This window comes from Streptomyces sp. NBC_00310 (genome assembly GCF_036208085.1).
Taxonomy (GTDB): Bacteria; Actinomycetota; Actinomycetes; order Streptomycetales; family Streptomycetaceae; genus Streptomyces.
Map to the genome: position 1 here is coordinate 3,899,020 of NZ_CP130714.1, position 20,191 is coordinate 3,919,210.

The window sequence follows — 20,191 nt, forward strand, 5'->3', positions numbered from 1 at the left end:
TGGTAAGGGGCGGCGGGCAGTCACTTTCCACCGAGAACGACCGTACGAACACGCACCCACGTATCCCGGAAGACCCGCGGGCCCGCCGCGCCGAAACGCGACGGGCCCGCATTCTGCCCGAGTTTCCGGGGGTAACAGTGGCTACCCCACAATCGGCGACCGCCAGTCGCCATTGGCTACTTCTTGCCCTTGCCCCCGCCGGCACTGTCGTCACTGGACAGAACGGCGATGAAGGCCTCCTGCGGAACCTCCACAGAGCCCACCATCTTCATCCGCTTCTTGCCTTCCTTCTGCTTCTCCAGCAGCTTCCGCTTCCGGGAGATGTCACCGCCGTAGCACTTGGCGAGGACGTCCTTGCGGATGGCACGGATGGTCTCGCGGGCGATGACACGCGACCCGATGGCGGCCTGGATGGGCACCTCGAAGGCCTGCCGCGGGATCAGCTCGCGCAGCTTGGCGACGAGCCGCACCCCGTACGCGTACGCCGCGTCCTTGTGCGTGACCGCCGAGAAGGCGTCCACCTTGTCGCCGTGCAGCAGGATGTCGACCTTGACCAGGCTGGAGCTCTGCTCGCCGGTGGGCTCGTAGTCCAGCGACGCGTAACCGCGCGTCTTCGACTTCAGCTGGTCGAAGAAGTCGAAGACGATCTCCGCCAGCGGGAGCGTGTAGCGGATCTCGACCCGGTCCTCGGAGAGGTAGTCCATGCCGAGCAGGGTGCCGCGCCGGGTCTGGCACAACTCCATGATCGACCCGATGAACTCGGAGGGCGCGAGGATCGTGGCGCGTACGACGGGCTCGTACACGTTGTCGATCTTCCCCTCGGGGAACTCGCTCGGGTTGGTGACCGTGTGCTCGGCGCCGTCCTCCATGACCACGCGGTAGACCACGTTGGGCGCGGTCGCGATCAGATCGAGCCCGAACTCGCGCTCCAGCCGCTCACGGATCACATCGAGGTGCAGCAGCCCGAGGAAACCGACACGGAAACCGAAGCCCAGTGCCGCCGAGGTCTCCGGCTCGTACACCAGCGCGGCATCGTTGAGCTGGAGCTTGTCGAGGGCGTCGCGCAACTCGGGGTAGTCGGAGCCGTCCAGCGGATACAGGCCCGAGAAGACCATCGGCTTCGGGTCCTTGTAGCCGCCGAGCGCCTCGGTGGCCCCCTTGTGCAGGGTGGTGATCGTGTCACCGACCTTGGACTGGCGCACGTCCTTCACACCGGTGATCAGATAGCCGACCTCACCGACACCGAGACCGTCGGCCGCCTTCATCTCGGGGGCCGAGACGCCGATCTCCAGCAGCTCGTGGGTCGCGCCGGTGGACATCATGCGAATCCGCTCGCGCTTGTTGAGCTGACCGTCGATGACACGGACGTACGTCACGACACCGCGATAGGAGTCGTACACCGAGTCGAAGATCATGGCGCGCGCGGGGGCGTCCTGGACACCGACCGGGGCGGGGACCTCGGCGACGACCCGGTCCAGCAGCGCCTCGACGCCCAGCCCGGTCTTGGCCGAGACCTTGAGCACGTCCTCGGGGTCGCAGCCGATGAGGTTGGCCAGCTCCTCGGAGAACTTCTCCGGCTGGGCGGCCGGCAGGTCGATCTTGTTCAGTACGGGGATGATCTTGAGGTCGTTCTCCATCGCCAGGTAGAGGTTGGCGAGGGTCTGGGCCTCGATGCCCTGGGCCGCGTCGACGAGGAGGACGGTCCCCTCACAGGCCGCCAGCGACCGCGACACCTCGTACGTGAAGTCGACGTGCCCGGGGGTGTCGATCATGTTGAGGATGTGCGTGTGGCCCGGATCGTCGGTCGGCGCCCAGGGCAGACGCACCGCCTGGGACTTGATCGTGATTCCGCGCTCACGCTCGATGTCCATGCGGTCGAGGTACTGAGCACGCATCTGCCGCTGCTCGACCACACCGGTCAGCTGAAGCATCCGGTCGGCGAGCGTGGACTTGCCGTGGTCGATGTGCGCGATGATGCAGAAGTTGCGGATCAGAGCCGGGTCGGTACGGCTCGGCTCGGGCACATGGCTAGGGATCGCGGGCACGCAGGGTCCTGATTCTTGAGGCGTCCGCAGCCGTCTGCGGTCTCGGGTCGGATCGGATCTAGCGGGTCTATACGTAGGCACCATGGTCCCACGGGTGGAGAGCGGCGACCGGTTTGGGCCGGACCATGGGCTGCTGGTAGCGTGGGCGGCTGTGTCTCATGCCCTCTCAGCAGGAGACACATCCCTGGAAAATCAAACGGTGCCCGAGGCATGCGCGGCGTGTCCTGCATGACCTCCATGGCTTCGTGCACCTGTAGCTGAAAAGGCTCATTCGTGGCGAACATCAAGTCCCAGATCAAGCGGAACAAGACCAACGAGAAGGCGCGCCTTCGCAACAAGGCCGTCAAGTCGTCGCTCAAGACCGCGATCCGCAAGGCCCGTGAGGCCGCTGCCGCGGGTGACGCCGAGAAGGCCACCGAGTACCAGCGCGCTGCCGCGCGTCAGCTCGACAAGGCCGTCTCGAAGGGCGTCATCCACAAGAACCAGGCCGCCAACAAGAAGTCGGCGCTTGCTTCCAAGGTCGCTGCCCTCAAGGGCTGAGCTCCACCTTTGATCTGATCGCCGGCTGGACCCAGAGCGGGCCCTCTCTCATCCGCTCCCACCCGGCACCCCGGACCCGTACGCGGCCTGCGTTCGCCACGCGGGTATGGGTCCACAAGCTCGCACCAAGGCCCCGCCACCGCCCCTTCCCCGGGGTGGGGACGGGGCTCTTGGCTTTTCCGGGGTGCGGGCAGCTACGAGACCAGCCCCAACACTCCCGCACGGGAGAGGACGGGCGAGGGCGACAGGGGCGAAAACGTCACCCCCGACGCGACCGAGCCGCCCGCGCGATCGTCACGACCGCCTTCTCCAAGGCGTACGCGGGATCATCCCCGCCACCCTTCACGCCCGCATCCGCCTCAGCCACCGCCCGCAACGCGACGGCTACCCCGTCCGGCGTCCACCCCCGCATCTGCTGCCGCACCCGATCGATCTTCCACGGCGGCATTCCCAACTCCCGCGCGAGATCCCCCGGCCGCCCACCCCGCGCCGACGACAGCTTCCCGATCGCCCGCACCCCCTGGGCCAACGCACTGGTGATCAACACCGGCGCCACCCCCGTCGCCAGCGACCACCGCAGCGCCTCCAGCGCCTCCGCGGCCCGCCCCTCGACGGCCCGATCGGCCACCTCGAAGCTCGACGCCTCGGCCCGCCCGGTGTAGTACCGCCCGACCACGGCCTGGTCGATCGTCCCCTCGACATCCGCGACCAGCTGCGACGCCGCGGCCGCCAGCTCCCGCAGATCACTCCCGATCGCGTCGACGAGCGCCTGGCACGCCTCAGGGGTGGCGGAGCGCCCGAGCGTCCGGAACTCCCCCCGCACGAACGCCAGCCGATCCCCCGGCTTCGTCATCTTGGGGCACGCCACCTCCCGCGCCCCCACCTTGCGCGCCGCGTCCAGGAGCCCCTTGCCCTTGGCCCCGCCCGCGTGCAACAGCACCAGGGTGATCTCCTCGGCGGGAGCCCCCAGATACGCCTTCACGTCCTTGACCGTGTCGGCCGACAGATCGTGGGCATTGCGCACGACCACGACCTTCCGCTCCGCGAAGAGCGACGGACTCGTCAGCTCGGCGAGCGTGCCCGGCTGCAACTGGTCCGAGGACAGATCCCGTACGTCCGTGTCGGCGTCCGCGGCCTTCGCCGCGGCCACCACCACCTGCACAGCCCGGTCGAGCAGCAACTCCTCCTGCCCCACGGCCAGCGTCACGGGGGCGAGAGGATCATCATTCGCAGTCTTCTTGGCCATCCCCCACAGCATCCCACGGCCCACCGACAACGAAGCCCTCGCTCCAGCGGCCTCACTCCGCCCCGGCTACGGGAAGTCGTGCCGCCGGGGCGGTACAGGTGGCGCGGCATCACCACGAACCAACGAGGCCCCCGCCCCCACGGCCTCCCAGCCCCAGCTACAGGCAGGGGTGGCAGCGGGCCGTACCGGTGGGCACAGCGGCCCCAGCAGCGGACCCGGCCCACCCCACCCCGCCCCGCCCCGCCCCGCCCCTGGGCACGCGAAGGTCCCGGACCGGGCGCCCCCTACGGCTCCTCCCGCCACCCCTCCCACTCCCCCGCGAACTCGTCCAACGCCACCGGGTCCAGCCGCCCGCGCTCGTCCCGCAGCACCAACAACCACTGGGCGTCCTCGGCATCGTCCTCCCCGGCCAACGCGTCCCGCACCAGCTGCGGCTCCTCGTCCAGCCCGAACCGCTCCCCGAGCGCCTCCGCCGCCGCCTCCGCCGCGTCACGATCGGGCAGCACCAGCACATGTCTCACATCACTCACGCCCCCATTTTCCGGCACGCACCCCCCGCTATTTCCCCCTCCCCCTTCCCTCCCCCCCTCCCCAGCCCCAGCCCAGCCCCGACGTCCCCTACCCGCGCCCCTCCCCCACTTCCGGCACCCTCCCCAACTCCATCCCGAATCGCTCCCGGTACGCCGCCAGCACCTCCCCGTCCGTCGTCAGCTCGGTCACCTCCCGGTCGCCCTCCGCCGAGGTGACCGTGAGGGTGCGCCCGCTGAGGGTGATGCGGCCGCCGTCCTCGGCGACCCGGGAACAGACGAGGGACTGGGTGAAGTGGGAAGCCGGTGACGTGCTGTGCCACCAGGCCCCGGCCACGAAGTCCCCGAGCACTCTCGGCCGCGCCTCCAGCCGGTACTGGGGTTCTCCGTTCCGGAACACGTCCAGGTCCCCGAACTCCCGGCCCCCGCTCTCCCGGTCCGCCTCGGCCACCCGGAACATTCCGGCCGGATCCTCCTGCTCCCCCCGATCCCCGAACTCCAGCGGGTAGTGGCTGTTCGCCCCGAACCCGACATCGGCCAGCCAGTCGCCCCCGTCCACCGTCCGCACCCGCAGCGCGAGATGGTCGTACGGGATGCCGAGCCGCCCCTCCTCTCCGTACACGCGCGCCGCGAGCAGCGTCACGTCGAACCCGAGCGCGTCGAGCAACGCCCCGAACAACCCGTTCAGTTCGAAGCAGAAGCCGCCCCTGCGCTCCCCCACCACCTTGTCCAGCAGCCGCTTCTCGTCCAGGACGATCTCCTCTCCGAGGTGGATCGACAGGTTCTCGAACGGCACCGTCCGCAGATGGCGCAGGTGCAGCTCACGCAGTACGTCGAGAGTGGGCCAGGCCGGCTGCTCGGCCCCGAGACGGCGAAGGTAGGCGTCAAGCTCTGCGGTATCCATGACCTCAGTCTCTCGCCACGAGCAACTCCTTCGCCGTACCGGCGACCCCGACCGCGCCGTCCTCGTCCGTACGCAGCACCGTGGCGCCTCCGGCTCGCAGCGCCGCGACCGTACTGGGGGCGGGGTGGCCGTACGGGTTGTCCGCGCCCACCGAGATGAGCGCCAGCCGCGGGGCCATCGCCCGTATCAGGCCCGGGTCCTGGTAGGCCGAACCATGATGGGCGACCTTCACCACGTCCACGGCTGCCAGGGCCGCGGCCTCCGGGGATCTCGCGAGTTCCCGCTGGCCGGGTGGTTCCAGGTCGCCGAGGAGCAGCAGGGTCAGCCCGGCCGAGCGGACGAGCATGGTCACGCTGGCGTCGTTCGGCCCGTCCGGTGCGCCCCCGTCGGCCGGTGGCCACAGCACCCGCCACGTGAGGCTCCCCGAGCGCCGCTCCTCCCCGGCCACGGCCCGCGTCAGCGGAATCCCCCGCGCCGCGGCCTCCCTGCGCACGAACTCGGCCTGGTCCACGGGCTCCTCGAACCCCGTCGCCGCGATCGCCCCGACCGAACGCCCCCGCAGTACTCCGGGCAGCCCCACCACATGGTCGGCGTGAAAGTGGGTGAGCACGACCAGGGGGATCCTGGTGATGCCGAGTGTCATCAGACAGCGGTCGACCAGCAACGGATCGGGACCCGCGTCCACGACCACCCCGGCACCGTCGCCGGCCGCGAGGACGGTCGCGTCCCCTTGGCCCACATCGCACATCACGAAGCGCCACCCCGGCGGCGGCCACCCGGTGATCACCCTGGTCAGCGGTGGTGGCTGCACCACGACCAGCAGAAAAGCCATCAGGCAGGCCCCCACCAGCCATGGATGGCTCACGAGCCGCCGCCCGACGAGGACGACGACCACGGTGACCAGGACGAGCAGCAGCGCGCCGGTCCAGCTGCCCGGCCAGTCCACTCCCGCGCCGGGCAGCGACGCCCCGGCGCGGGCGATGTCCGCGATCCAGCCGACGGGCCAACTCGCGCACCAGGCAAGGTACTCGGCCACGGGCATCGCCACCGGGGCCGCCGCCAGCGTGGCGAACCCGAACACCGTGGCCGGAGCCACCGCGAACTCCGCCAGCAGATTGCACGGCACCGCGACCAGGCTCACCTTGGCCGAGAGCACGGCGACGACCGGCGCGCACACCGCCTGCGCCGCTCCCGCCGCCGCCAGCGCCTCGGCCGGCCGCGGCGGGACCCGGCGCCGCTGGAGCGCCGCACTCCAGCGCGGAGCGAGGGTGAGCAGAGCCCCGGTCGCGAGGACGGACAGCAGGAAGCCGTAGCTGCGGGCCAGCCAGGGGTCATAGAGCACCAGTAGCAGAACCGCCGTCGCCAGCGCGGGGATGAGGGACCTGCGGCGCCCTGTCGCGATGGCCAGCAGCGCGATCGAACCGCAGGCCGCGGCCCGCACCACGCTCGGGTCCGGCCGGCACACGATCGCGAAGCCGAGCGTCAGCGCACCACCGGTCAGCGCGGTCGCCCGCAACGGAATCCCGAGCCGGGGTGCGAGCCCCTTCCGCTCGGCCCGCTGAGCCAACCCGGGCGGGCCGATGAACAGGGCCAACAGGATCGTGAAGTTCGCGCCACTGACGGCGAGGAGATGAGTGAGGTCGGTCGCCTTGAACGCCTCGTCCAACTCGGCCGTGACCCGCGAGGTGTCACCGACGACGAAGCCCGGCAACAACGCCCGCGCGTCCGCGTCCAGCCCGTCGGTCGCCTCCCGCAGCCCCGCGCGCAGCCGCCCCGCGAGCCGCTGCACCGCGCTCGCGTCCTCCACCACCACCGGCGCCCCACCGCCCCGCACCCGCAACACGGCCGCCACCCGGTCTCCGCCGACCATGGCCGGCACCACCTGCGCCACCACCCGCACCCGCGTGGACGGCAAAAGGGCCAGCCACGACGAACGACCACCGGAACCGCGTCCCTCATCGGCGCCTCCGCCATCGCCCCCAGCCCTGCCGGTGTCGGCGTACGACCTCCTCTCCGCGTCGACGATCACCAACACCGGTGTCCGCGTGTCCACGACCGTCCCGTCCGGGCTCCGCACACGTCGCACCTCGGCCTGGAGGAGCACAGCGGCCGGGGCCACGTGGTTGCCCTTGATCCGAGGGCGGGTGAGCCGCGGGTCGGCGGTGAGCTCGACCTCCGCGTTCACGCGGGCGTACCGCTCGGCCAGTTCGGGGATTGGCCCTCGCCTCAGATCCGCCCCGTGCAGCCCGGCGGAGGCGGCGGCCGCGCCCGCGCACAGCAGCACTGCCGCGACGGACACCTGGGTCCAGGCCCCCGCCCCACGCCGTACCCGACCTCGCCCGTGCCCCTGTCGCCCCCGTCGCCCTCGTCGCCCCGGCTGCCCCTGCTGCCCTTGCTGCCCCTCCTGCCCCTCCTGCCCCTCCTGCCCCTCCTGCCCCTCCTGCCCCTCCTGCCCCTCCTGCCCCTGCCAAGTGACGAGCAGGGCCGCCCCCACGACCGCGCAGAACACGACCACACCCGTGACCCACCCGGGCGAGGCGTCCACCGTCAGCGCCGCCGTCCCCCACGCGGCCAGCGCGGGTGGCACGAGACGCAGATCCGTCGGCCCCTCCTGCCTGGGGTGCGCATCGCCGAGCCGGGTGCCGGAGGCCGCGTGCACGGCGGGCCGCGGCGGGGCGACCCGCGCACCGGCCGACCCAGACGCCCTCTCTTCCGTCGCCTTCATGGCCGTACGAGGTTCCGCAGGTCGGCGAAACGGCGGTCGCCGATCCCGTTCACCTCACGCAGCTCGTCGACCGAGCGGAAGCCGCCGTGCTGAGTGCGGTAGTCGATGATGTGCTGGGCGAGGACGGGGCCGACGCCGGGCAGTGTGTCCAACTGGTCGGCGCCGGCCGTGTTGAGGGAGACGGGAGCCGAGGGCGCCGCTCCGGTGACGGCCCCGCCGGTCCCGGCCGCACCCGGCACCGCACCCGGTCCGGGCACCTGCGCCGGACTGCCGACCAGGACCTGTTCGCCGTCCACGAGCAGGCGGGCGCGGTTGAGCCCGTCGGTGTCGGCACCCGGCCGCACACCGCCCGCCGCCCGCAGCGCGTCGGCGACCCGGGAACCTGCCGGCAGCCGTCGGATCCCCGGTCTGCGCACCTTCCCGCTGACGTCCACCACGATCGAGGGGCCGGCCGTGGGAGCCGACGCACCGGCCGGTGCCCCCGAGACCGCCGCCGCACCGCCACCCCCGGGCTCGCCGAACGACCCCGCCGGGCCCCCCGCGGCCTCCGAAGCCCCCGGGGCCACCGCCCGCACCACCTCCGGCGCACTGACCTGCTGGGTCCGGCCTGCCCAGAAGTGCTGTGCCGCGAACACCGCCGCGACGACCAGCACCACGCTCAGCGCGACCACGCTCTTCCGCTCCATGCCGCACCGCACCTGCAACCACAATGGCAGCCGCTCCCGCACAGCCGGCCCCACCCGCTCCCGCCACGCACCCCGCGCATCGCCACCGACAGAACCGTCGTCGGCCTCACGACCAGGCGCTACTCCGTCATCGGCCTCACGACCAGGCTCTGCTCCCTCGTCGGCCTCACGACCAGGCTCTGCTCCCTCGTCGGCCTCACGACCGGATCCGGCCCTGCGATCGGCCTCACGACCGAATCCGGCCCTGTCGGTGCCAGCGGCCCAGGAGGGAACGTCGTGGACGTCGGCGCGGCTGCCGACAGCTCCTCCACCGTCGAGACCTCGCCCACCCGCAGCACGCCCGTGAGCACCCCCGCGGGGATCGTCGCCAGCCGGTGCACCTGCGCCCACAGCCCTCTCGGCAGCCGAAGGGCGGGGCCGGCCGCCCCCGCTCGCCGTCCTCGCCCTGGACACTCCCGGCGGCCCGTGCCCCAACTCCCGGGGCTCACCGGCCCTTTCGGGGAACAGCGCCTCCGCGCGCAGGCGGAGCGCCTCCGCGGAAGCCTGACGGCGGCCGGCCCTGCCCCTGGGCTGCCCGGGCTCCCGAGGCTGCCGGGGCCGGTGTCGGGCGCGCCCGTCGGAGGACGGGCCCCGACCTGGGCCACTGGTGACTGTCGCAGTACGTGAACGTGATCGAAGTGCCATGCGACGAGGATCGGGCAAGCCCACCCACTCGCGATGATCTTGCTCAAATTCCGTGGATTACTACCCAGTTGTGGATAACTCCGTCACCCACACGAGCGACAAAGAAGCCACGTACGCCGACTCACCGAGGTGAGACCACCACTCCCAACAACCCAGGCCCCGTGTGCGCCCCGATCACCGCCCCGACCTCACTCACGTGCAGATCGACCAGCCCGGGCACCCGGTCCCGCAGCCGTTCGGCGAGCGCCGAGGCCCGCTCGGGCGCGGCGAGATGGTGGACGGCGATGTCGACCGGCGCACCACCCGCCCGTTCGGCGACGATCTCCTCCAGGCGGGCGATCGCCTTGGACGCCGTACGGACCTTCTCCAGCATCTCGATACGGCCGCCGTCCAGCTGCAGCAGCGGCTTGACCGCCAGCGCGGAACCGAACAGGGCCTGTGCCGCGCCGATCCGTCCACCCCGGCGGAGATAGTCCAGGGTGTCGACGTAGAAGAAGGCGGACGTCCCCGCGGCCCGCTTCTCGGCGGCCGTGACGGCCTCGTCCACCGTGCCGCCCGCCTCCGTCGACTCGGCGGCGGCCAGCGCGCAGAACCCGAGGGCCATCGCGACCATGCCGGTGTCCACCACGCGCACCGGCACGGGTGCCTCGCGCGCCGCGAGCACTGCCGCGTCGTACGTACCCGAGAACTCGGCGGACAGGTGGAGGGAGACGATGCCCGTGGCGCCCGCCTCCGCGACCCTGCGGTAGGTCTCCGCGAACAGCTCGGGGCTGGGGCGGGAGGTGGTGACGGACCGTCGTTTCTGCAGCGCCTGGGCCAGGGAGCGCGCCGAGATCTCGGTACCTTCTTCGAGCGCCTGGTCGCCGAGGACCACGGTCAACGGCACCGCGATGATGCCGTGACGCTCCATCGCCGGCGGCGGCAGGTAGGCCGTTGAATCGGTGACGATCGCGACATGGCGGGACATGAGCTGGAGGTTACCCGCCAAGCCCCGCCGACGGCAGCCCGGCCCCTCTCACCTGCGACCGGACAGGCCGAGGCGATCGGCTCAAGTGGTGCTCTCCGGGCGGGCCTTCTTCTGCCACGGATACGTCGGCCGCGCGCTCGGCGGGGTGATCGCGGGCTTGGGCGGCTCCTCACCACCACGGGGCTCACCACCACGGGACTCCGCGCTACGGGGCTCACCGCTACGGGACTCCGCGCCGCGGGACCCGGGAGTCTCCTGCCAGGTCTGCCCGGTGGAGGCGGTGGCCTCGGGCTTCGGCGCCTCGGGCCAGACCGCGGCGGGTTCCGTCGTCCAGTGCCGCAGGGCGCCCGCCTCGACGTCGATCTGCGCGCTGAGCGTGTCCAGGTCGTCCTCAGCGAACCTGCGGGCCCGGTCGTGCGCCGCCCAGCGCAGTGAGTCGGCGGACTTGACGATCCGCTCCGTGCGCTCGCGCAGCGCGGGCAGCCGCTGGGTCAGCTTGGAACGGTCCGGCTCGGGCTCCAGGCGCTTGAGCTCGTCGTCCAGCTCCCGGCCGTGCTTGCTGAGCTGGGCGAAGAGAGCCAGGGACTCCTTCAGGGACTCGTCCTCGCCGACGCCCGCCTGCAACGCCTCCTCGGTGGCCCGCATCGACGTGCGCAATTTCAGCCGCAGATCGGCCAGTTGCCCGACCGGGCCGGGCTGGGCCAGGCTTCGGGCGCGCAGGGTGGTGTCCTCGACGGTCCGCTTGGCCTGTGTGATCGTGCGGTCCACGCCGCGTTTGGCCGCGCCGACCGCCTTCACCGTGGCGTACACGCTCAGCGCCACGAACAGCACGAAGAACAGGGCGACGACTGCGATGACGGCTTCCACGACGCGCTCCTTCTCCGACCGGCACGGCATGTGCTGCGGCGCTCTTCAACGGTAAACGCAACGGGCAGGTCCCGAGTTCCATCCGAACCCGGAACCTGCCCGTAGGGGACGACCCCGAACCCCTGCGCACCGACAGCGGGCCGCTACCCGATGACAGCCGTATGACTACGGACAGCTACGACCACGGACAGCCACCCCACGGGCCGCCCGGCTCACGTGACGATGTTCACCAGCTTCGGCGCCCGCACGATCACCTTCCGGATCGGTGCCCCGGCCAGCGCGGCGACGACCTTCTCGTCACCCAGGGCCACCTTCTCCAGCTCCTCCTCGGAGATGGCCGGCGACACCTCCAGACGGGCCTTGACCTTGCCCTTGATCTGGACGACGCAGGTGACGGCCTCGTCGACGGCGTACGCGGGGTCGGCGACGGGGAAGTCCCGGTGGACGACGGAGTCGGTGTGGCCCAGCTTGCGCCACAGTTCCTCGGCGATGTGCGGGGCCAGCGGCGCGACCAGCAGGACCAGGGCCTCGGCGACGGAGCGGGACACCGGGCCGCCCACCTTGGTCAGGTGGTTGTTCAGCTCGGTGACCTTGGCGATCGCGGTGTTGAACCGCATGCCCTCCAGGTCCTGCCGTACCCCGTCGATGGCCTTGTGCAGCGCCCGCAGGGTGTCCTCGCCGGGCTCGGCGTCCACCACGGTCACCTCGCCGGTGGCCTCGTCGACGACGTTGCGCCACAGCCGCTGCAGCAGGCGGAACTGGCCCACCACGGCGCGCGTGTCCCACGGCCGGGAGACGTCCAGCGGGCCCATCGCCATCTCGTACAGACGCAGGGTGTCGGCGCCGTACTCACCGCAGATCTCGTCCGGAGTGACGGCGTTCTTCAGGGACTTGCCCATTTTGCCGTACTCACGCTTGACGGGCCGGCCCTGGTAGAAGAACTTGCCGTCCTGCTCCTCGACCTCGGCCGCCGGGACGTAGACCCCACGGGAGTCGGTGTACGCGAAGGCCTGGATCATGCCCTGGTTGAACAGCCTGTGGAACGGCTCGGCCGACGAGACGTGCCCCAGGTCGAACAGGACCTTGGACCAGAAGCGCGCGTACAGCAGGTGCAGCACGGCGTGCTCGGCACCGCCGACGTACAGGTCGACCCCGCCGTGCGGCTGCCCCTCGCGCGGGCCCATCCAGTACCGCTCGATCTCCGGGTCGACCAGCCGCTCGGAGTTGTGCGGGTCCAGGTAGCGCAGCTCGTACCAACAGGAACCGGCCCAGTTGGGCATGGTGTTGGTCTCACGGCGGTACGGGCGCGGGCCGCGGCCGTCGCCCAGGTCCAGGGTGACGTTGACCCAGTCCTCGTTGCGCGACAGCGGCGTCTCGGGCCGGGTGTCGGCGTCGTCCGGCTCGAAGGTGCGCGGCGAGTAGTCCTCGACCTCCGGCAGCTCCAGCGGCAGCATCGACTCGGGCAGCGCGTGGGCGACGCCCTCCTCGTCGTAGACGATGGGGAACGGCTCGCCCCAGTAGCGCTGGCGGCTGAACAGCCAGTCGCGCAGGCGGAAGTTGACCGTGCCCTCGCCGACGCCCTCGCGCTCCAGCCACTCGATGATGCGCGCCTTGGCCTCGACGACGCCCAGGCCGTCCAGGGACACGCCCTCACCGGTGGAGTTGATGATCTTCGCGTCGTACGCCCCGAAGGCGTCCTCCCAGGTGGAGGTGTCCGTGCCACGGCCGTCGGTCGGCTCGACGATGCAGCGGATCGGCAGCTCGAAGGCGCGCGCGAACTCGAAGTCGCGCTGGTCGCCGCAGGGTACGGCCATGATCGCGCCGGTGCCGTAGCCCATCAGGACGTAGTCGGCGATGAAGACCGGGATCCGCTCGCCGTTGACCGGGTTGGTCGCGTACGAGCCGATGAAGACACCGGTCTTGTCCTTGGCCTCGGCCTGCCGCTCCACATCCGACTTGGAGGCGGCCTGCGCGCGGTAGGCCGTGACGGCGTCGGCCGGGGTCGCGTGACCGCCGGTCCACACGTCGTGCGTGCCCTCGGGCCAGGCGTCCGGGGTGAACTTGTCGACCAGCGGGTGCTCGGGGGCCAGGACCATGTAGCTCGCGCCGAACAGGGTGTCGGGGCGGGTGGTGAAGACCGTGATGCGTTCCCCGTCTACGGGGAAGTCGACGCGGGCCCCCTCGGAGCGGCCGATCCAGTTGCGCTGCTGCAGCTTGATGGCCTCGGGCCAGTCCAGCTCGTTCAGGTCGTCCAGCAGCCGGTCGGCGTACGCGGTGATCCGCATGTTCCACTGGCGCAGCTTGGCCTTGAAGACGGGGAAGTTGCCGCGCTCGGAGCGGCCGTCGGCGGTGACCTCCTCGTTGGCCAGCACGGTGCCCAGGCCGGGACACCAGTTGACCGGCGCGTCGGAGGCGTACGCCAGGCGGTACCCGCCCAGGACGTCGGCGCGTTCGGTGGCGCTCAGCGCGCTCCAGGAGCCGCCGCCGGGCACCGCGCGCTCACCGGACTCGAACTGGGCGACCAGGTCGGCGATCGGGCGGGCCTTCTTCGCCTCGTCGTCGTACCAGGAGTTGAAGATCTGCAGGAAGATCCACTGGGTCCACTTGTAGTAGTCCGGGTCGATCGTGGCGAACGACCGGCGCTTGTCGTGACCCAGGCCCAGCTGGCGCAGCTGGGACTTCATGTTGTTGATGGCCGCTTCGGTGGTGATCCGGGGGTGCTCACCGGTCTGCACGGCGTGCTGCTCGGCGGGCAGGCCGAAGGCGTCGAAGCCCAGGGTGTGCAGGACGTTGTGCCCGGTCATCCGCTGGTAGCGGGCGAAGACGTCGGTGGCGATGTACCCCAGGGGGTGGCCGACGTGCAGGCCCGCACCGGACGGGTACGGGAACATGTCCATGATGAACTTCTTGGGCCGGGCGGCCAGCTCCGGGTCGCCCGCCAGGTCGCCGCTCTGATTGGGGGCGGCGTAGGTGCCCTCGGCGTCCCAGAAGTCCTGCCAGCGTGCCTCGATCTCGGCCGCGACTGCGGCCGTGTAGCGGTACGGCGCGGCATCCACCGGCATACCTGTGGCAGCGGGGTTCGTCTCGCTCATGATCCTCAAGGCTCCATCGATCGTCTCTGCCAGCGGGCGGTTCGTCCAGGAAACGAAAAATCCCCTCGCACAGGAGGGGACGCCGCGCTGATTCCGACCAGGCCGTGCATCGGCGGTCGGGACTGATCAGCGCGGCTCGCTAAGCAGAAGGCGTACGGCACGCATGGGCTCAGGGTACCGCAGCCCCCGCAGCCGTCGCGACGAGGTTCCCGGCCGTCGACGGGTCGCCGGAGACGCGACCGGCGGACCACCGGCGGACCGCCGACGGACCGCTGACGGACAGAGAGCAGCGGCGTGTCAGCCACGGGATCCGGCCAAAAAAGTTGAACTTTATTCAAAACTTACTTCGCGTAACAACCACTAAGGGGCATCACCGATGTGAGATTGACCCTTGATAACAACGCAATAACTCAAACCCCGTACCGCCCGGTATTGGCACCACTTACAGTTCGACGACGGGACCGCTTTCCCGAACTGTTCGGAGTTGCCCCCATGAACCCTCGTCGCAGTAACAGCTCGCTACCCCAGACAGGCCGCTCGGCCTACGGGATAGCCACGGCTGCCGCTCTGCTGCTGATACCCGTAAGTGTGCTGGTCGGAGGTGACGCGTACCGGGAGTTCCTCGACTTCGGCGCAGGCGTTCTCTCGCTCGTCTCGCTGACCTGCTCGGTGCTCTGGGGGCTCGTCGCCCAGGACCGGACCCTGCTCACCGTGCGCCAGCGGATCATCGGCCAGGCCGTCCACCGGACGACCGCCATCGCCGCGGTCGCGTTCCTCGTGCTGCATGTCTCGGTCAAGCTGGCGCTGAACCACGTCTCCGCGATCGCCCTGTTCCCCTTCGCCCTCGGCGTGACGGGGTCGGGCGCGCTCATCGGTTTCGGTGCGACCGCCGGGTCCATGATGATCTTCGTCGCGATCACCGGTGCGCTGCGCAGCAACTTCGCCTCCCCCGCGCCGGTCGCGGCGCGCTGGCGGGCGATGCACATGATGGCCTACCCGGCCTGGTGTTTCGCGCTGGTGCACGGACTCTACGCGGGTCGCGAAGCGAAGCCGATCTTCGTGATCCTCTACTCCGCAGGCCTGGTCGCCGTCGCCGCCGCCCTGCTGCTGCGCGCCGCGCCGCGCCCGGTCAAGCGCCAGGTGGTCGAGCGCATCTCCGCGATCCTGGGCACCGACGGACAGCGGCCTCCCGAGGTCGACGAGCTCGTGAAGTCCCGTTCGGCCCTGCAGGGCTTCGACGAGCCCGGCGGCCGGCGTGAGGGCGGTCGGCGCGAAGGCGGACAGCGCGACCAGATGCGCGACACCGGCCAGTTCCCGCTGCCCGGCTTCGGCGGTGGGCAGAGCCAGCCCCCGCTGGGCGATCCGCTGGTTCCCCCGCAGCGCGCCGCCGCCTCGGCCGACAGCGGCCCCGGCTTCGCGGCCGCCTACCGCGCGGTGTCGATGACCCCCCGCGCCCAGGAGCCCACGGCGCCCTACCTGACCCAGCAGCAGCCGCTGGACATGCAGCCCACGCAGGCCATGCCCCGCATGGACGACGGCGCCGGTACGGGCACGCGTTGGCCGGCTCCGTCCCCGCCGCCGGTCGGCGAGGCACCCCCGTCGTCGTACGACCCGATGCAGGACACCTTCGCCGGGCAGCCGTTGGGCGGGCAGACGTACCAGGGGCAGGCGTACCCGGGCCAGGCGTACCCGGGCGAGACGTACAACACGGGGGTTTCCGAAACTTCCTACGGAACGGCTGAGACGAACGCCCCCTACGGCACGTACAACCCGAACGACACGTACAACAGCGGTCCCGCCACTGAAACGCTGCCCGGCTACGAGGATTACAACCAGCCGGGCTCAGGCGAACCCTGGAACGCGCCTTCCGGAGGATTTAAGTGAACGAGGCCCTTCCCGACGTCCCCGAAGTCCGTGTGGTGGGGCTCCCCCAGCTCACGTCGGGCTTCGATCTCGTCGAGAGACTCGACCTCCCCATGCACCTGAAGGTGCACGGTCCGCTCGAACCCATGGGCGGGGAACAGCTCGCCCAGCTGTCTGAACGGATCAACCTCAAGGGCAGGGGCGGCGCGGGCTTCCCGTTCCACAAGAAACTGCGGTCGGTCGCCGAGTCGGCGATCAAGCGCGGCATCCGGCCCGTCGTGGTCGTCAACGGCAGTGAGGACGAACCCGCCTGCCGCAAGGACACGGTGCTGATCAACCGTGCCCCGCACCTCATCCTGGACGGCGCCCTGCTGGTCGCCGAAGCCCTGGGCGCCCGCCAGCTCGTCATCGGGGTGACACGTGAATCCACCCAGCGCTCGATGGAGGCGGCCCTCTCCGAGCGCGGGCTGAGCAACCGGCGCGGTGCCGCCATCCGCGCGAGCGTGCAGCGCAACCCGGTCCGTATGGTCACCGGCGCCGCGGGCTCGCTGATCCGCTCCATCGACGGCGGCCCGCCCATCCCGCCGGGCCGCAAGACCAGCGCGTCCAAGAGCGGAGTCGGCGGCGCGCCGACCCTGCTCTCCAACGCCGAGACCTTCGCCCAACTCGCCATCGGCGCCCGCATCGGCTCCGAGCGGTACGGCAACACCGGTCTGTACGACGAGCCGGGCACCGTCATGCTCACCGTCTCCGGCGCGGTCGCCCGCCCCATGGTGATCGAGGCTCCCACCGGTGTGCCGCTGCGCTACATCCTGCAGCTCGCCGGCGCGCCGCCGGTCCCGCAGGGCGTGCTGACCGGCGGCTACCACGGCAAGTGGATCGACGCGGCGACGGTCAACGAGGCCGTCGTCTCGCGCAACTCGCTGGACGCGGTGGGCGGTGCGCTCGGCGCGGGCGCGATCCTGCCCATCAGCCAGGACACCTGCCCGCTCGGCGAGTCGCTCCAGGTGGCCAAGTGGCTCGCCGAGGAGAGCGCGGGACAGTGCGGTCCCTGCTATCTCGGTCTGCCGGCCGCCGCGCGCGGTATGGAGGACATCCTCAACGGCGGTGGTCCCGCCGCCCTGGAGGCCCTCAAGCAGGTCGCGAAGAACGTGAAGCGGCGCGGCGCGTGCTCGCACCCCGACGGCTCCGCCATGTTCCTGGAATCGACCATCAAGGCGTTCACGGACGACCTCGCCGCGCATGTCCTCGGCAACGGCTGCGGCCGTCCCGTCGAAGGCGTGCTGCCGCTCTTCGAGGGCGGCAGGATGCCGACCGGCATCCCGGGCGGCGCCGGCGAGGAGGAGAACGGCGCCAGCCGCCAGAAGATCTTCGTCGACTGGACGCTCTGCCGGGGCCACGGCCTGTGCGCCGACATCCTCCCCGAGGTCTTCCAGCTCGGCGCCGACGGCTTCCCCACCGTCGCCCAGGCGAAGGTCCCCCAGTACGCCGAGGCCAAGGCCCTGCGCGCGGTGCGCCGCTGCCCGGCGCTCGCCCTGCGTCTGGAGGAGGACAACCGCGCCGCCGCCCCGTCCCGGAACCTCCCGGTCCTCTCGCAGGGCCGCGGCCGCCGGGCCCTGGGCAGCGGTCGCTGAGACCACGCGTACGCCGAAGGGCGGGCCACCCCGAAGGGGGTGGCCCGCCCTTCCCCGCTCCGCCGTCGCCGGTCACTGTCGCCGGTCGGTCGCTGTCGCCGTGACCGCCAACAACGCGAAGACCCCGTCCACTTGGACGGGGTCTTTTCTGTGGAGCTAAGGAGAATTGAACTCCTGACCTCCTGCATGCCATGCAGGCGCTCTACCAACTGAGCTATAGCCCCTTGCCGTGTTGTCCGCCCGGTCTCCCTGGCGACGACGCCAACATTACCGGTCCCTCGCGCGCACCACCAAATCGTTTCCGGCGGGTGCGGATTATGGGTGGATCGATGACTGATGTCGGATTCCGAACCGCCCACCGCCCACCCGCCGTTCACGACCCCGCCGCCGACGGCCCTCACGAGGGCGCTGTGGCGCCCGTGGCGGGCCGACGGCGGGCGGTGGCGGGGTACGGCGCCGAGTTGACGCTCAAGCCGTCACGAACGAGTAGAAGCGCTTGAGTGTGCAGTGCTCTTCGAGGAGCCGGCCATAGATCGGCTCCCCCTCCAGCTCTCGGTACGTCTCGATCGGGTCGCCTTTTATGATCAGCGCCCTGGCGCATTCCTCGCACCAGTACTGGTAGTCGGCGTTGACAGGCTCCATGTCGCGGACGATGGGCGTGCCGCTGCCGCACCAGTCGCACTTCCTCCTGTGTGCACCCATCGATCAGCTCCAGCTGTGGCCGCAGGCCGTGCACACGTAGGAGATCCCTCCGTTGTCACCGAGGACTTGGGCAACGTGGAGCGAGCCGCAGGAAGGGCAGAGGAGGGTGGTCTTGCTCCGCATCACCACCGCTGCGGGAAGGTCGTGGACCTTCCCGCGGATGCTCGCAGGCATCGCTTCTCCCTCCCGTCGGGCCGCGCCCCCTTCCGGCCGTTTGATTCTGCCACGGCCGGACCAATACGGTCAGCGACGCCTTCGTACCAGTCCGGGCAAGCGGCGGGAAAGAAGGCCGTCCGCAGAGGTATACGCCTCCAGGACGGCGTGTGCTCAAGAAGGGACGCAGGTCACACACGAAAAATCCCGCTCCCTCGCGGGAACGGGATCTTCTGTACCGATCTGTGGAGCTAAGGAGAATTGAACTCCTGACCTCCTGCATGCCATGCAGGCGCTCTACCAACTGAGCTATAGCCCCTTGCGTTCTTCCCACTCGGCGGGGCGAACAAGAAGAACTTTAGCCTGCGACCAGCCGGAAAGTGAAATCCGGGCCGCGGACCGCGTGACCAGGCCTCTTACGGGCTCAGTCGTCTTACGGGCTCAGTCGTCGTCGCCGAGCACCGGCTCGGGCAGCGTGCCGGCGTTGTGCTCCAGGAGCCGCCAGCCGCGGGCGCCCTCTCCGAGGACGGACCAGCAGCAGTTGGAGAGACCGCCGAGGCTCTCCCAGTGGTGGGGCTCGAGGCCGAGGAGACGCCCGATGGTGGTGCGGATGGTGCCGCCGTGGCTGGCGACCACGAGGGTGCCGTTCTCCGGAAGCTTATCGGCGTGCCGCAGCACCACGGGGGCGGCACGGTCGGCGACCTCGGTCTCCAGCTCACCGCCACCCCGGCGGATCGGCTCGCCGCGCTTCCACGCGGCGTACTCCTCACCGTGCCGGGCGATGATCTCGTCGTGGGTGAGCCCCTGCCAGACGCCCGCGTAGGTCTCGCGCAGGCTCTCGTCGTGGCTGACCTCCAGGCCGGTGAGCTCGGCCAGCTCGGCGGCCGTGTTCGCGGCGCGCCGGAGGTCGGAGGCGACGATCGCGTCGGGCTTGAGGGAGGCGAGCAGCCGGGCGGCACGGCGGGCCTGGCCGAGGCCCGTCTCGGTCAGCTCGACGTCCGTGGTGCCCTGGAAGCGGCGCTCCACGTTCCACGAGGTCTGGCCGTGCCGCCACAGGATGAGGCGGCGGCCCCGGCCCTTGCGATCGACGGTGTCGGTACCCGCGCTCACCGCACCTCCTCGCCCAGCTCGGCGGCTTCCTCGGCGGCCCGCAGCTTGGCGTGCTCGGCGCCCTTGCCCCGGGTGGCCTTGGCGTCGGCGGGCAGCTCCAGCTCGGGGCAGTCCTTCCAGAGCCGCTCCAGGGCGTAGAAGACCCGCTCCTCGCTGTGCTGGACGTGCACGACGATGTCGACGTAGTCCAGCAGCACCCAGCGGGCCTCGCGGTCGCCCTCGCGGCGGACCGGCTTGGCGCCGAGCTCCTTGTTCAGGCGCTCCTCGATCTCGTCGACGATCGACTTGACCTGGCGGTCGTTGGGCGCGGAGGCGAGCAGGAATGCGTCCGTGATGGACAGCACATCGCTGACGTCGTACGCGATGACGTCGTGCGCGAGCTTGTCGGCGGCCGCTTGCGCGGCGGTGGTGATGAGCTCGAGAGAGCGGTCGGTGGCGGTCACTTC

The 20,191-nt window shown here is 70.8% G+C and carries 16 protein-coding genes and 2 tRNA genes; 3 read left to right on the forward strand and 15 right to left on the reverse strand.

Annotation, left to right across the window (positions count from 1 at the left end; all coding sequences use genetic code 11):
• Nucleotides 1-176: 176 nt before the first annotated feature.
• Nucleotides 177-2,045 (reverse strand): translation elongation factor 4, encoded by a 1,869-nt coding sequence (lepA, locus tag OG202_RS17115; protein WP_326582845.1) that lies wholly within the window; start codon nt 2,043-2,045, stop codon nt 177-179.
• A gap of 273 nt (nt 2,046-2,318) precedes the next feature.
• On the opposite strand from lepA, the gene rpsT reads away from it, so the two are divergent.
• Nucleotides 2,319-2,585, forward strand: a complete 267-nt coding sequence (gene rpsT, locus OG202_RS17120; protein ID WP_326582844.1) for a 30S ribosomal protein S20 — start codon at nt 2,319-2,321, stop codon at nt 2,583-2,585.
• Nucleotides 2,586-2,844: 259 nt separating this feature from the next.
• Here the strand turns inward: rpsT and holA are convergent, their stop codons facing one another.
• From holA to leuS, 8 genes are all read right to left on the reverse strand, one after another.
• A complete protein-coding gene (gene holA, locus OG202_RS17125) occupies nt 2,845-3,831 on the reverse strand; it encodes a DNA polymerase III subunit delta (protein WP_326582843.1) in 987 nt (328 codons plus the stop codon).
• A gap of 284 nt (nt 3,832-4,115) precedes the next feature.
• On the reverse strand, nt 4,116-4,361 hold the full coding sequence (locus OG202_RS17130; RefSeq protein ID WP_078595581.1) for a hypothetical protein: 246 nt from the start codon (nt 4,359-4,361) through the stop codon (nt 4,116-4,118).
• 88 nt (nt 4,362-4,449) lie between these two features.
• Entirely contained in the window at nt 4,450-5,262 is an 813-nt protein-coding gene (locus tag OG202_RS17135; RefSeq protein ID WP_326582842.1) for an arylamine N-acetyltransferase family protein, read from the reverse strand.
• A 4-nt stretch (nt 5,263-5,266) separates the two neighbouring features.
• Nucleotides 5,267-7,921 (reverse strand): ComEC/Rec2 family competence protein, encoded by a 2,655-nt coding sequence (locus OG202_RS17140; RefSeq protein ID WP_443052348.1) that lies wholly within the window; start codon nt 7,919-7,921, stop codon nt 5,267-5,269.
• 62 nt (nt 7,922-7,983) lie between these two features.
• A complete protein-coding gene (locus OG202_RS17145; protein ID WP_442811262.1) occupies nt 7,984-9,147 on the reverse strand; it encodes a helix-hairpin-helix domain-containing protein in 1,164 nt (387 codons plus the stop codon).
• A 331-nt stretch (nt 9,148-9,478) separates the two neighbouring features.
• Nucleotides 9,479-10,324 (reverse strand): DegV family protein, encoded by an 846-nt coding sequence (locus OG202_RS17150; RefSeq protein ID WP_326582840.1) that lies wholly within the window; start codon nt 10,322-10,324, stop codon nt 9,479-9,481.
• Between the two features lie 81 nt (nt 10,325-10,405).
• Nucleotides 10,406-11,221, reverse strand: a complete 816-nt coding sequence (locus tag OG202_RS17155; protein ID WP_328223053.1) for a hypothetical protein — start codon at nt 11,219-11,221, stop codon at nt 10,406-10,408.
• Nucleotides 11,222-11,403: 182 nt separating this feature from the next.
• Complete coding sequence (gene leuS / locus OG202_RS17160; protein ID WP_328223054.1) at nt 11,404-14,283, reverse strand: leucine--tRNA ligase; 2,880 nt, start codon at nt 14,281-14,283, stop codon at nt 11,404-11,406.
• Nucleotides 14,284-14,775: 492 nt separating this feature from the next.
• On the opposite strand from leuS, the gene OG202_RS17165 reads away from it, so the two are divergent.
• Together OG202_RS17165 and OG202_RS17170 are read left to right on the forward strand one after the other, a co-directional pair.
• Nucleotides 14,776-16,167, forward strand: coding sequence for a cytochrome b/b6 domain-containing protein (locus tag OG202_RS17165; protein ID WP_326582837.1), 1,392 nt, complete (start codon nt 14,776-14,778; stop codon nt 16,165-16,167).
• On the forward strand, nt 16,164-17,780 hold the full coding sequence (locus tag OG202_RS17170; protein WP_326582836.1) for an NADH-ubiquinone oxidoreductase-F iron-sulfur binding region domain-containing protein: 1,617 nt from the start codon (nt 16,164-16,166) through the stop codon (nt 17,778-17,780). The genes OG202_RS17165 and OG202_RS17170 overlap by 4 nt, the downstream gene beginning before the upstream one ends.
• Nucleotides 17,781-17,931: 151 nt before the next feature.
• Here the strand turns inward: OG202_RS17170 and OG202_RS17175 are convergent.
• The 6 genes from OG202_RS17175 to rsfS all read right to left on the reverse strand — a co-directional run bounded on the left by OG202_RS17175 (nt 17,932) and on the right by rsfS (nt 20,188).
• A tRNA-Ala gene (locus tag OG202_RS17175) sits at nt 17,932-18,004 on the reverse strand.
• A 244-nt stretch (nt 18,005-18,248) separates the two neighbouring features.
• The gene (locus tag OG202_RS17180) at nt 18,249-18,482 is read right to left on the reverse strand and encodes a hypothetical protein (protein WP_005479297.1); all 234 of its coding nucleotides are present in this window, start codon (nt 18,480-18,482) and stop codon (nt 18,249-18,251) included.
• Between the two features lie 3 nt (nt 18,483-18,485).
• Nucleotides 18,486-18,656 (reverse strand): hypothetical protein, encoded by a 171-nt coding sequence (locus tag OG202_RS17185; RefSeq protein ID WP_326582835.1) that lies wholly within the window; start codon nt 18,654-18,656, stop codon nt 18,486-18,488.
• Nucleotides 18,657-18,881: 225 nt separating this feature from the next.
• Nucleotides 18,882-18,954: transfer RNA gene (locus OG202_RS17190), tRNA-Ala, on the reverse strand.
• A gap of 122 nt (nt 18,955-19,076) precedes the next feature.
• Nucleotides 19,077-19,745, reverse strand: a complete 669-nt coding sequence (locus OG202_RS17195; RefSeq protein ID WP_326582834.1) for a histidine phosphatase family protein — start codon at nt 19,743-19,745, stop codon at nt 19,077-19,079.
• The gene (gene rsfS / locus OG202_RS17200) at nt 19,742-20,188 is read right to left on the reverse strand and encodes a ribosome silencing factor (protein ID WP_326582833.1); all 447 of its coding nucleotides are present in this window, start codon (nt 20,186-20,188) and stop codon (nt 19,742-19,744) included. Before rsfS ends, OG202_RS17195 begins: the two co-directional genes overlap by 4 nt.
• Between the last annotated feature and the right edge of the window lie 3 nt (nt 20,189-20,191).